The following is a 13,329-nucleotide window of genomic DNA, read 5'->3' as shown; positions in this document are numbered from 1 at the left end:
CGACACGACCCGGTTCAATCTCGTTGAACTCGCGTTACGAAACCTCATTGCACTCCCCTTGGGCGACAAAGGGGTTCGATCGCTGGGTGGACAAGAGCTTCCCGAATGGATGACCCCCGAATATGTTGAGCAACTCGTCGCTCAGGTGGACATCGGCAGCCACTATCCCGCTCTGATCCGAACCAAGCTGATTGACGACCCCATCGAGTCCAAGCGGCGCGAGCAGCTTTATACATCCCAACTGCGCATCCAGTTACCCATGCTGGCGCTGGAAAGCAAGATCCGTGGACAAGAGAATATCGATGAGCGCGGTTACCGTTATGTCGCCGCGGTGATGGAGCTTGAACAAGCCAATCGCCAAGTGGAAGGCCAAACCATCGTCATGCGCGAGCTGGCCTTTCATCAGCAACTTCACCTGGACGGTTCAGTCGATACAGTGGCCAATATGTTCATTATTGGCCCTGCTACCCCGAGTGCCGGTCCATGCCTGCTTTATCGTCCGCTGTTCGAGCCACGGTTGATCCAATATCCGTCGCTCAACAACCTTGTATACGCAATCAACCAGACATCTTCCTTGCGCCAATCGGTGCTGGCGTGGCTCCCCGATTCCGTACGCGCCCGTTATAGCCAGTTTGTTTTCCAAGATGGTTTTCCTTCGTTCCGCACTTTGCTGGAAATGGCGCTATCACCGTTGAAGGCCGCTCTCGACAGCAGCCCGGTCTCGTTGAGCGAGAAAGCCTTAGACGAGGATTTCCTGAGCACCTTGTACAAAGCCAATGCCGATGCGATGGCGCAACTTGCCGACCAACAATCGGTCTCCAACAACGAAAGCCGCTGGGAATCGTTCGAGCGCGCGGGTTGGCTGATTTTCAACCTGGCGCTGCCCTACCTCGGCAATGCCATCGGCGCTGCGGCTTGGCTTTGGCAAATTCAGGACGATCTGGAGAAGTTATCGGCCGGCGAAGCGTCCTCTTCCCAAGACAAGTGGATGGCATTCGTCGATCTGCTGATGAACCTGGCATTCGCGCTTATGACACACGCCCTGAGCAGGGCCAACGAGGCTGGACGCGTTCCTGTCGAAGAGCTACCGGAAAAGATTGAACTCGATACTGCCAAAAAGCTAACGGAAGACGTCATCGAACAATCAAATGTGGAAAACCCCGAACGGATCATCGAAAAGCAGCCACCTTTCGAAACCGCCGAACTTCCTCCGGAGCATGAAGGAGAGGTCCACATCCTTGACGCTTTGTTGAGTAAATCCAAAGAGCGGACCACGCAACTGGAGGCCTTGAGCGTCGCGCCTCCAGAACCCGCTCAGCCGGAAGCCGAGGGTGCTTTCAAGGGACTCTACACACATCAGGCAGAACGGTACGCACTGATTGATGGCAAATGGTTCAAGGTGGCTGTAACGGGTGACGAAGTCAGGATTATCGATGCCAAGGAGCCAAAGCGTAAGGGCCCTCTCTTGATGCTGGATGCTCAGAACCAGTGGCAGATAGACGTCCGTTTACAGTTGCGCGCAAACGGAGCAGAGGCTGTCAGGGTGCAATTCAAGGCTGAAGAGCGAACCCGTAGCGTTACGTTGCTCCACGAACTGATCACATTCGAAGAGCAGCTACCTCAAGACGAGAAGCTGCTGGGTATGCAAGCAGAAGAATTACGCAACGCACCTGATGACGCCCGAGAACAAGTTCGCGATAGCAGCCTGGAAACGCTTGGCAAACAGACCCAGCTTTATGAAAAAGCATTGCAAACGTTGTTGAAGTGGCCTGGGACGTTGGCAGTGCCCGGCTTCCCCTACTCCGCCTTCGCATATGTAAAAGCGCAGGTGAACTTCACCTTTGCCGAGATAGAGTTGTTGCAGGGAACATTTTCGGCGATCCACAGCAAAGCCATGGCAATGATCACTTCAAAAATCGAGGTGCTGGAAAAAACGCATGTAGACAGCGCTGAACAAATGATCAGCAGTGGCGACGATATGATTGAGCGCCTCAAATACATGGAGTCCCGCTTTACCCAGCTCAAGGAGCTGGGACGTGCGGGCTTTGAGTATGTCCGGGAGTACCGGCAAAAAATGCCTTCCTACCATGCTAAGCAACTTCGACTTGTGCAGCTCGAAATGTATCGCCATGTCACCCTGTCATTGGACAGTATCAACGTTATCCCCGAAGGCTGGGCTGAGCTCAACCAGATCGTCGATAACCTTACTGTCTCATATGAAAGCCTGAACGACGTCGTCACCGAGCGAGCCAGGATGAGACTGGACGAGCAGATCGATGGCTATGGCAGCCTCATTGAACAGTTCACTGCAATCGATGAGCACCTGGATTACCTGTCAGAAGAATATGAAGAATTCGTTCGCGCAGGCTACCTCGAGAAATTGCACAAACAGATCCGCTCCATTAACCAAAGCGCATTCACCCATCTTTCGCGTGCCGTTGAAAAAAGGCGCAAAAACCGGTTATCAGGCAGCCCTTACCAGGAGCGTCCAAGGCCAAGGAAAAAATTCATCAGGACACGCTTCTGGGGCTTGGTCAGCGGCGAGCCTCGCTTGACCGCCACTCTGGAGGAAACAGATTGGGTCGACGTGAAGCATCCATTTTCAGACGAAAACATCGTGACCTTCCATCGCAAACCAACCGGCGAATGGGTAGTTCATATAAAACCCGATACCCAACGGGAAATCTCGCCGCCTTTGCCCATCAGCCTGGCAAAAGGCGACGCTCTGCTCCAAGGTCTGGCTGAGTTCAAGGAAAAAATCAAAGAGCGCATCGCGCGACCTGACCGAACCTTCACCGGTATCCAATTGACCATCGACGCTCATGCGGCACGGATGGAGAAGATACATCGCGCCATTGACAAGTCACTGGAACGAAAACAGGCGCCCAACGATACACAGAGCACTCCGGCGGAGCAGCTAAAGGCTCTCTCGATCGGTGAACAATTGGCGGAAGAGTCAAAAGCGCTTTATGCCTATGGAGTCGTAACGGTACAAACGCTGGTAAAACAAAGCCCCCCTACCATGAGCGGTGTCATTTGGCTTAAGGAACGCAATCAGATTTTCATGAAGAAGATAACAACCAGGAAGTACCGGAAGGAAACCGCCGATTTTTATGATCGGTATGTCATCAAGGACATATCCTCCAAGAAGAGTCTCTGGTACGCAGATTTTTATTATTCGCAGAGCTGGGTGCCTGACCATGCCTTCCTCTCCGCCAATTTGAAGACATCCGAACAAGCTGCCGCCGGGCCCATCCAGAGGGCGCTCAGCCAACAACATCTGATTGACCAATACCGCAGCGAAATATCCATTGATCAAGCCAGGAAATTCTTCTTCAAATCACCTGAATAAATAAAACCGCAGGGCGCTTCATAGGTAAAAATTCAGCCGATGATCGCCCACGCTCTTGCCAGCCGAGCGAGTGCGGCCTCTATCGCCAGGGGCGGAACGGCCGCAAACCCCAGCACCAACCCAGCGCGCATTTGCAACGGCGGGGTAGTGGACAGCCAATAGCTGCTCAAGCCATTGATTTCTACTCCCGCGCCGGCTGCCTGTGCGATCAGCTCCTGTTCACGCTCCCTATTTTGCACTGCAACCGTTACGTGCAGTCCGGCAACTACCGACGGCATCTCACCCACCCCGGGAATATCCCGCGGCCATGCCGCCAACAGCGCATCGCGCCGTGCTAACGCGGCCCGGCGCATGCGCCTGATGTGCCGCTGGAAGTGCCCGGCGGCCATGAACTCGGCCATGACCGCCTGAGTGCTGATTTCAGAATGGCGCACATCCACCGCCCGACGTCGGGCGAAGGCATCGACCAGGCCGGGCGGCAGCACCAGATAACCCAGGCGCAACGCCGGAAACGCGACTTTGCCAAACGTCCCGACATACAGGACGCGGCCGCCGCGATCCAACGCAGCCAAGGGCGCCAGCGGCGCGCCGCTGTAGCGGTATTCGCCGTCATAGTCGTCCTCGACGACCCAGCCATCGTTGCGCTCGGCCCAGGCCAGCAGCTCAAGACGCCGCGGCAAGCTCATGACCACCCCGGTCGGATACTGATGGGATGGCGTCACGTAAGCCAGCCGACAGCGGTCCAGTGCAGCCAGCGCTGCACAATCGAGCCCGTCGCTGTCTACCGGTACGCCCCGCACGTCGCCACCGGCCACGGCAAACGCGTGCCCCGCGGCTCGATAGCCGGGATTTTCCACCGCGACGATGTCGCCAGGGTCCACCAGCAACTGTGCACAAAGGCTGATCGCCTGTTGCGCGCCACTGGTGATCACAATTTGCTCAGCCGAGCAGTGCAAACCCCGTGAACTACGCAGGTAGGCCGCGACCAGACCGCGCAGGCGCGCATCGCCTTGGGCATCGCCGTAGCACAACTGCTGCAGATCCGGTTTTCGCCAGAACGCCGCGTTCAGCTTGGCCCACACGTCGAAAGGAAACAGATCGAACGCCGGGACGCCGACCCGAAACGCTCTTGGCGGTCCGCTCGGGGGCTGGGCCAAATGATGCTTTTCGACCCGTTCGAGCGCGTTGCTGTGGATAACTTTGCTGGATGGAAACACAGGAGAATCAAGCTGAATTGTGGATAAGGCTGTGGATACCTCTGTTGAAAAGCCTGTGGATGGTTTTGTGGATAATTTTCCCGATGGCAATGCCAGCGGTGAAAGTTTCACCACGTAGGTACCGTCGCCTATTCGCCCTTCTATGAAGCCTTCGGCATACAGCTGGTCGTAGGCGCGTACCACGCTGTTGCGGGAAATCGACAACGCCGCCGCCAGGTCGCGGCTGGCCGGCAACCGTGTGCCGCTGGCCAGGCGCCCGTCCAATACCCGCGCACGCAAGGCTTGATAGAGCTGGCGACTGAGCCCATGGCGGCGGTCCAGCTCGATGCCGGCGGGGTTGAAAGACAATGGCGGTACGGCATCGGGCATGGCTGCACCTGGAAATGGACCTGTCGAATTGGTCGAAAGTGGCTCTTACAACAGACCAATAGCCTGCCTACGATGCAGGTAATCGCCAAGGAAAATTTCCATGTACAACCCAAAAGCCTTTGCTGTGGAAGACCTGCCTCACTTGCATCGCATGATGGATGACTGTCGCCTCGCCGTATTGATTACCCACGGCGAACACGGCTTGCAGGCCAGCCATCTGCCGCTGCTGCTGGACACTCGACAGGGGCCGAACGGAACCCTCCATGGGCATATGGCTCGCGCCAATCCGCAGTGGCGTGACTTGGAAGCCGGTGCCGAAGCGCTGGTGGTATTTGCAGGCGTCGACGCTTACGTCAGCCCGGGTTTCTACCCCGGCAAGGCCGAGCACGGCAAGGTCGTGCCCACTTGGAATTACCTCGCCGTCCACGCCTATGGCAACGCCGAGGTGTTCAGCGATCCTCAACGGCTGCGCAACCTGGTCGGCGAACTCACCCACCGCCATGAAAGCGCCCGCGCCCAGCCGTGGAAAATCGACGACGCCCCGGCGGAATACATCGACAGCATGCTCAAGGCCATCGTCGGCTTCGCCCTGCCCATCCAGCGTCTGGAAGGCAAGCGCAAGCTCAGCCAGAACCGCAGCCCCGCCGATGCCGCTGGGGTTCGCAACGGGCTCACCATGAGCCCCGACCCGCAGGACCAGGCGCTCGCACGCCTGATGTCTGAACAAATGCCTCAGGAGTGAACATGAGCCAGCTTGAGATCCGCCCTGTCACCGCTGCCGACCATGCCGCCTGGCTGCCGCTATGGCAGGCCTACTTGCGGTTCTACAACACCGAATTGCCGGCCGCGGTGAGCCAGAGCACCTGGCAACGTCTGCTCGATGACCGTGAGCCCACCCACGGCGCGCTCGCCTGGGATGGTGTTACGGCGGTGGGCCTGGTGCATTTCATCTACCATCGTTCCAACTGGAGCATCGAAAACTCCTGCTATCTGCAGGATCTGTTGGTTGCAGAACAACGCCGTGGTGCGGGGACAGGTCGCCAACTTATCGAATTCGTTTACACCACCGCCAAGGCCGACGGGTGCTGCAAAGTGCACTGGCTGACCCACGAGACCAACGCGACCGCGATCCAGCTCTACGAGCGCATCGCCGAACGCCCTGGCTACATTCAATTTCGCAAAGCCCTTTAAGGAACGCAGCATGTCGACTTCGCTCGCTGATTGGAAAGGTGCCCCGGCGCCGTTTACGCGCTTGCTGGAAGGACGCTTCATCCGCCTGGAAAAACTCGACCCGGCGCGTCACGCCGACGGCTTGTGGCAAGCCCTCGAAGGTCCCGGTGCCGACCCGAAACTCTGGGACTACCTGCCCTACGGCCCGTTCAAGGAGCGCAGCGGGTTCGATGCCTGGCTGAACAACCATGCGGCCAACATCGATCCGTATTTCTTCAGCGTGATCGACCGCGCCAGTGGCGACGTGCAAGGTATTCTCAGCCTGATGTCCATCGTGCCGGCCCAAGGCCGTATCGAGATTGGCCATGTCACCTTCGGCGCGCCGATGCAGCGCTCGCCGAAAAGTACCGAGGCGGTGTACCTGCTGGCGAAAGAGTGTTTCGCCCTGGGCTATCGACGCCTGGAATGGAAATGCAACAACGCCAACGCTCGCTCCCGGTATGCCGCCGAGCGGCTGGGATTTACCTTTGAAGGCGTATTTCGCCAGCATATGGTGGTCAAGGGGCAGAACCGCGACACCGCGTGGTATTCGATGCTGGACTCGGAATGGCCGGCGATCGGCGCAGCCTTCGAGCGCTGGCTGAGTGAGGAAAACCAGAGCGCGGATGGCCAGGTGCGCAGTCTCGCCCAGTGCCGAGCCTGACCCTCGGCGCGAACCGCTCGGTGCCTGCGCGGCGAGGGCGCTTGCTTCCTCGCCACGGCGCTTGCAGCCAGGATCAGCGCAGTTGCTGTGCCAACACCGCAATGTGCTCCGGCCCGATGCCGCAACAGCCGCCCAAATGGCTGGCCCCACGCTGACGCCAGTCAGCCGCCCAAAGCAGATAGCCCGGCGGATCGAGGTCTTCGCGCAGCGGGTCCAACCCGTCATTGGCTGTCGCTTCCTTGGGTTGCGGCGGGAAGGCGTTGGCGTAGGCACCAATGTGGATTTGCACGCCGAGACGCTCGAAGGTTTCGCGGGCCGCGTCGATCGCAGCGCCAATCACCTCGGGCTGGCTGCAATTGAACAGCAGCGTCTCGACCCCCAGCTCCGCCGCCACTGCCGCGGCGTCCGCCACCGGCTCGCCGGAGCGCAGGCGCGGGACTTCATCGGTGTCTTCGTCTTTCAAGGTAAACGACAGCCAGAACGGCTTGCCGTCCTTTGGCAGTCCGGCGTGAATGGCCCGCGCCTCGACGGTCGAGCTCTGGGTCTCGGCCAGCCACAGGTCGACATGGGGTGTCAGGCCAGCAACCAATGGCGCCAGCAGCTCGCTGGCGCGGGAGGCGTCGAACAGATCGGGACGGTAGGAACCGAACAGCGGTGGGAGCGATCCGGCTACCCGCACGGCTTTGCCTGAAGCCTGCACCGCCCGCCGGGCCAATTCCCCCGCCAATGCCGCCAACGCCTGGCCTTCCTCGGCAAAGCGCGCTTCACCGATATGAAAGGGCACCACGGCGTAGCTGTTGCTGGTGATCACATCGGCGCCGCTGGCGATATAAGCCGCATGCACCGCCTCCACAGCCTGGGGCGCTTCGCTGAGGGCCAGGGCCGACCACTCTGGCTGTCGAAACGGCGCGCCACGGCGCTGTAGCTCACGGCCCATGCCGCCATCGAGAATAGTTGTCCTTGCTGCGGCCATATGCGATTCACTCATAAGCTTATGAAAAATACTCACTATCGGAGTCGTTCTTATAACTATTTAATGCGCACTCTTACGCCAATCACAACCTGTTTTTCAGCCTGGGATTCATCGTGAAATTACCTCTACCGCTTGCCCTGGGCTTGACGCTGCTGGCCGCTTCCTCACCGATCCTTGCCGGCACCACGCTGGATCGTATCGAGCAGAAAAAAGAACTGGTCGGCGTGTTGATGGAAAGCTACCCGCCCTTCTCTTTTCTCAATGACCAGAACCAGCTCGACGGTTTCGACGTGGACGTCGCCAAGGCCGTCGCGCAAAAGCTTGGGGTCAAGCTGCGCTTGGAAACGCCCTCGTGGGATGTAATCGCGGCCGGCCATTGGAGCGGCCGCTACGACATCTGCATCTGCTCGATGACACCGAGCAAGGCCCGCGCCGAAGTGTTCGATTTTCCGGTGCAGTACTACGCCTCGCCAGCGGTGATCGTGGTCAACGCCAAGGACGACAGCATCCATGGCGCCAAGGACCTGAGCGGCAAGAAAGTCGGCCTCACCAGCGCCTCCAGCTATGAAAGCTATCTGAACAAGAACCTGGTGATCGAAGGCGCCGAGGATACCCGGTTGAGCTATCCGTTCGAGGACGTGCAGATCGCCCCCTACGATACCGACAACGTGGCGTTCCAGGACCTGGGCCTCGGCGCCGGAGTTCGGCTGGATGCGGTGCTGACCAACCTGGTGACTGCGCAGCCACGCCTGACCGACGACAAGCGCTTCAAACTGGCCGGCGAGCCGCTGTATTCCGAGCCGAACTCGGTTGCCATCGAGAAAGGCGACGCCGAGTGGAACAGCAAGGTGCGTGAAGTCTTCGCCCAACTGAAGCAGGACGGCACCCTGAGCAAGCTCTCGCAAAAATGGATCGGTGCCGACATCAGCCAATGAGTTCTTTTCCGCCCCCTATCCAGCCACCCCCACCGGTGGCTGAGTCGCGCCTGCAAAAAATCTTCGGTTTTCGCACACGGCTGTATCTGACCTGGGCCGCGATGCTGGTGCTGTTCGCCAGTTTTTTCCTGAGCTTTGACCTGAAGTTTTCGATCATCCTCGACAAACTACCGAACCTGCTGGGCTTGCACCTGGCGCCCAATGGTTTCCTGCAGGGCGCGGTGTTGACCTTGTTCTTGTGCGTGTGCTCGATCGTTGCGTCGTCGCTGCTGGGCTTCCTCACCGCCTTGGCCCGACTTTCCAGCAGCGCGGTGGCGTTCGGCATCGCCAGCTTTTATGCCTCGTTCTTCCGCGGCACCCCGCTGCTGATCCAGATCCTGTTGATCTACCTGGGCCTGCCGCAACTCGGCGTCGTCCCCGGCGCGATTGCCGCGGGAATCATCGCCCTGTCACTCAATTACGGTGCCTACTTGAGCGAAATCTTCCGTGCCGGAATCCTCGGCGTGCCTCACGGCCAACGGGAAGCCTCCCTCGCGCTGGGCATGGGCGAAACCGTGATCTTCTGGCGCGTCACCCTGCCCCAGGCCATGCGCACCATCATCCCGCCGACCACCAACCAGTTCATCTCGATGCTCAAGGACTCTTCGTTGATCTCGGTAATGGGGGTCTGGGAGGTGATGTTTCTGGCGCAGTCCTATGGTCGTTCCAGTTATCGGTATATCGAGATGCTGACTACGGCGGCGATTATTTACTGGTTGATGTCCATTGCGCTGGAGCTGATTCAGGCGCGGATGGAGCGGCATTATGGGAAGGCTTATTTGCATAATCGTTGAGCTGTTGTCGGGGGTTTGCAGGGGTGGTGCGTACTCTTAGGGGGTGGTGTACATATCCGTTGCTGCGGTAACGGCGGCTTATGGTTCCGCTCTTACAGCGGGTCACTTTTGAGAAGCGCAAAAGTAACCAAAACGCTCTTGCCCCACCACTCGGCACCTCGCCTGGGCTCGGTGTGCCCTCACTCCGGCATTGCTCCGTGGGCCGCCGCGAAGGGCCATCCATGGCCCAGCGCGGCTAACCCGGCATCCATGCCGGGTTACCCACTGCGCAATGCCTGCGTTCGGCCAGCGTGGTTAACGGGGCGCTGAGATCAAAATCAAAAGCAGAGCAAGAGCAACAGCAACAGAAACAGCGGGGCGCATGCCAGCACTGCGTAACTGACCCACCGCCTTGGGGGGGAGGCTCGCTCCCACACTGAACCTTCGACAGACCCAGACCTCACGGCATACAAGGATCCCTGTGGGAGCGAGCCTGCTCGCGAAGGGGCCGGACCATTCAAAGTCTTCAGTCCCAATCCTAAGGTCCCTCAACTCTGCAGCTTAGTGGTTAGACGGGAAGATCTGCCTGATGTACAGCAGAATCGCTAGCAGGTGAGGATTGGATATCACCTCCACCGATACTCCACCCCAACACTTCCAATGCATCACATCCGTCCTGTAACAACAGATGTGCGGCGTTGGTGAAATGCTCCAGGTCATAACCCTCGGCGTTTTTCATGCAGAGACAGGAAACACTGTTGAGTAAGTCGCGAGCGGCTTTGATGCGGTGCGCAGCGGTTTCCAGAAGATCGGAGGCCCCAGCTTCTGTGTCGATAAACAGTGTGGGGCCGACGCTGGTATTGGCTTGAAGGGGGTGATACTTGGTCATCGGTTTGCTCTCTTGAGTCAGGAGCTACCACCGTTCGCGGCTAAACGAATATTGGTGGCAGCTGTACGCGGGTTAGCCGACCGGACAAGAGAACCCGGCACACCCGAAGATGTCCCCCGCACAGCCGCCATAAATGTAAAACACAGGCAGCAAAAAGCGCCGCCATTGGGGGCGCTCGTGCACTCTTGTTCGACCGGCTAAGATCGATCACCGATTTTGTCGATGACGAGAGGACTATAGACGAGGTCCCAACGATACAACGCTGGATTTTTGTATCCCGGAACTATCCTACGCGAAACGCAGAATGGGTTTACAAAGCCAACTTTGGTCGGCGGCAAGCCTACCATCGCATGCTCAATCTGTATCAAGCAGTTGATCAATTGCGCTTTCAGAGGGAGCGCGTCTCTTCTCATCCCAAGGACCTAAACAAGCCTTCCGAACACGACGATTGCCCGCAAAACGCCGCTATCCCTCAACGGCCGAAAGCACAGAGTGTAACCCGATGAACAACTTCAGATGTCGATCAAACAGAAAGGCCCGTAAGAGCTGTAGGGCAAAGCCACGCACCCTGAAATCAAACCAGACGATGCGCTGATCGCAGCACGGACAGCCTACAGATTCCATCCGCCAAATCTTGCCTGCGGCGAGAACATGGCTGGCATCGCCATCCAGGGGGAGTTTCTAAAGTGCGACCTCATTCATGAGAGATCGCACTCGATGCCTACCAAACATGTATTCCTGCCCCAACATCTTGCACTGGCGATCGCCTTGGCACTGGGTTGTGTCGAGTCTTCGATAGCTCAGTCAGTTGCCGGGGAAACCCGCCCCCTGGAAACAACAACCGAGATGCAGGCTCGTCTCAAGGCGTTCATGGCGCCAACAGCGGATATAAAGCGCGACAACGTGACGGCCGCTCGCGAAGACGCCTTATTGAAGGACGACAGCAACGATCTGGTGATGGTCAGCAAGCAAGGCAGTCTCTTCGGGCTCACCGACGGCGGCGGCGGAGCGAATGTCTTGCAGCTGGATACCCAGGGAGGCGAATTAGGCGAAATACGCAATTTCCAGGATGTGTATCTGAAGCAAGGCGAATGGTCGAACGGCGGTCGTCTCGACGCAAATAGCCTGGTCGACTCGAAGGCCAGATTACTCAATAGCGGTCATATCAAAGGCGCGGTGCACGTTCTTGGCGATCTCACCAACCAAGGTACGGTGACCGGGCCGGTCTTCGTGGGAAAAAAGGGCCGTTTCAGCGGCAGCGGGACGGTCGATGCGCTGGACCTGGCGGGCACGCTGGAAGTCAGCCCCGCGAAGGGAGCCCCTTCGGTGACCAATGACCTGAAGTTTTCCAAGAGCGCGACGCTGGTTTACGCAATCGACGCCGAGAAAGGCAGCAGCACAATCAAGGTTGGCGGCACCGCTACGTTGGGCAATGCGACTCTGAAGATCGCTTCCGTACCGGGAGAATTCGTCGACACAAACAGACGCATCGTGATCGAGGCGGAAAAGATTGAAGGGACATTCGGCAAGGTCGTCGATGAACTCGCCTTTTTGACGGCCACACCTGGCTACACCCTGGAAAAACAGGTCGGGCTGACCTTCGAGCGCAACGATGTCCCGCTGGGAGAGGCAGCTTCCTCCGCCAACGCGCTCGAATTCGTGGACGCCATTCAACAGTCGCAACCGGTCAACCCGGCGCAGCCCGAACCCGGCATCGTGGCACCGGTTGCACAATCGCCTGCCGCCGAGCAGCAAGCCAATCGTGCAACGTCAGAGCCCACCGCATCACCCGCGGTTATAAGCGCCGAGGCCAAGCCCGCAGCCAAGCCAGAACTGGTCAAACCTGTCCCCAAACCCAACGCCGCCATCAACGCCCTGCTTGGCACCAGCATGGCCACTGCCGCTGTCGCCATCGACCAACTGAGCGGTCATGACACGGCAAATCTTGGCAACGCCACCCTGAACAGCGTCGCGCCGATCAGCTCGGGAATGCTTTCCGCCATGGGCCGGGACAATGCGGTGGGCGAACATGCCAACGGCCAAGTCTGGGTCCAGGCCATCGGCAACAGCGGTAGCCTCGCCAAGGAATTGGGCAGCTATGCCCTCAAGCATTCGACCAAGGGTCTTATGCTGGGAACCGATTGGGCTGTCAGCTCAAATTGGCGATTGGGCATCATTGGCAGCAAGACCCAGACACGACTGGACAGCTATCAATTCAACGGCGCGCTCGACAGTTGGCTCGTGGGTGCCTACGCCGTGCGCCAGGAAGGACCGCTGGCCCTGCGCCTGGGTGCCGTTTATGGTAGCCATGACGGCAACACCAAGCGCCATGTCGCGTTCAATGGTTTCAGGGATCGCCTCAAAGGTCGTTACGACGCCACGACGCAACAGGTCTTCGGACAGGTCGGCTACAACCTGGACGTCGGACAGTTCGATATAGAGCCCTACGTCCAATTGGGTTACCGACGCTACCAACGCGACGCCTATGCAGAAAAAGGTGGCGATGCCGCGTTGCGATACCACGACCAGGCCCAAGAACACTACAGCAGCGACCTCGGCCTGCGCCTCGCTCGCCCTTTTGTGTTCGACCAAGGCATGCGGTTGACGCCGCGCGTCGACGTCGGCTGGAAGCACCTATACGGCGACATCAGGGGCAGCTCCCATCAGCACTTGGTTAACGGCGGCAATACCTACACCATCAAAGGCGTCGAACTGGACCGTGACAGCTTGCTCTGGCAGGCAGGGCTAGATTTTGCCGTATCGCCACGTCATACCCTGGGACTGAATTACAACGGTGAAACGGGCCAGGACAACCGCAACGGTGCGCTGGTGGGGCAGTGGCGAATGACGTTTTGACGGGCAAAAAAAAGGGGAGCACCTGCTCCCCCGAGGTAAAACGTTGCATCGAG

At 58.6% G+C, this 13,329-nt stretch carries 10 protein-coding genes; 7 read left to right on the top strand and 3 right to left on the bottom strand.

Annotation, left to right across the window (positions count from 1 at the left end):
* Nucleotides 1-58 precede the first annotated feature (58 nt).
* Nucleotides 59-3,352, top strand: a complete 3,294-nt coding sequence (locus ACE04F_RS15125) for a dermonecrotic toxin domain-containing protein (protein WP_486107887.1) — start codon at nt 59-61, stop codon at nt 3,350-3,352.
* Nucleotides 3,353-3,384: 32 nt separating this feature from the next.
* On the opposite strand, the gene pdxR is transcribed toward ACE04F_RS15125, so the two are convergent.
* Complete coding sequence (gene pdxR / locus ACE04F_RS15120) at nt 3,385-4,938, bottom strand: MocR-like pyridoxine biosynthesis transcription factor PdxR (protein WP_486107886.1); 1,554 nt, start codon at nt 4,936-4,938, stop codon at nt 3,385-3,387.
* A 100-nt stretch (nt 4,939-5,038) separates the two neighbouring features.
* Between pdxR and ACE04F_RS15115 the strand changes: the two genes are divergently transcribed.
* From ACE04F_RS15115 to ACE04F_RS15105, 3 genes are read left to right on the top strand one after another with little or no spacing between them, the layout of a single operon-like run.
* Nucleotides 5,039-5,680, top strand: coding sequence for an FMN-binding negative transcriptional regulator (locus ACE04F_RS15115; protein ID WP_486107885.1), 642 nt, complete (start codon nt 5,039-5,041; stop codon nt 5,678-5,680).
* 2 nt (nt 5,681-5,682) lie between these two features.
* Nucleotides 5,683-6,129 carry a GNAT family N-acetyltransferase gene (locus ACE04F_RS15110; RefSeq protein WP_486107883.1) on the top strand — a complete coding sequence of 149 codons (447 nt, stop codon included), beginning with the start codon at nt 5,683-5,685 and terminating at the stop codon, nt 6,127-6,129.
* A gap of 10 nt (nt 6,130-6,139) precedes the next feature.
* Complete coding sequence (locus tag ACE04F_RS15105) at nt 6,140-6,811, top strand: GNAT family N-acetyltransferase (RefSeq protein ID WP_486107881.1); 672 nt, start codon at nt 6,140-6,142, stop codon at nt 6,809-6,811.
* Nucleotides 6,812-6,884: 73 nt separating this feature from the next.
* Here the strand turns inward: ACE04F_RS15105 and ACE04F_RS15100 are convergent, their stop codons facing one another.
* The gene (locus tag ACE04F_RS15100; RefSeq protein ID WP_486107879.1) at nt 6,885-7,784 is read right to left on the bottom strand and encodes a homocysteine S-methyltransferase family protein; all 900 of its coding nucleotides are present in this window, start codon (nt 7,782-7,784) and stop codon (nt 6,885-6,887) included.
* Nucleotides 7,785-7,897: 113 nt separating this feature from the next.
* Between ACE04F_RS15100 and ACE04F_RS15095 the strand changes: the two genes are divergently transcribed.
* Complete coding sequence (locus ACE04F_RS15095; RefSeq protein WP_486107877.1) at nt 7,898-8,719, top strand: ABC transporter substrate-binding protein; 822 nt, start codon at nt 7,898-7,900, stop codon at nt 8,717-8,719.
* Nucleotides 8,716-9,552, top strand: a complete 837-nt coding sequence (locus tag ACE04F_RS15090) for an amino acid ABC transporter permease (protein ID WP_486107876.1) — start codon at nt 8,716-8,718, stop codon at nt 9,550-9,552. The genes ACE04F_RS15095 and ACE04F_RS15090 overlap by 4 nt, the downstream gene beginning before the upstream one ends.
* Nucleotides 9,553-10,099: 547 nt before the next feature.
* Here ACE04F_RS15090 and ACE04F_RS15085 read toward each other — a convergent pair.
* Nucleotides 10,100-10,420, bottom strand: coding sequence for a hypothetical protein (locus ACE04F_RS15085; protein ID WP_486107874.1), 321 nt, complete (start codon nt 10,418-10,420; stop codon nt 10,100-10,102).
* A gap of 717 nt (nt 10,421-11,137) precedes the next feature.
* On the opposite strand from ACE04F_RS15085, the gene ACE04F_RS15080 reads away from it, so the two are divergent.
* Nucleotides 11,138-13,276, top strand: a complete 2,139-nt coding sequence (locus ACE04F_RS15080; protein WP_486107872.1) for an autotransporter outer membrane beta-barrel domain-containing protein — start codon at nt 11,138-11,140, stop codon at nt 13,274-13,276.
* Nucleotides 13,277-13,329 lie beyond the last annotated feature (53 nt).

Source organism: Pseudomonas sp. AGC41 (assembly GCF_057334555.1).
This window is presented reverse-complemented; position numbering and strand designations above follow the sequence as displayed.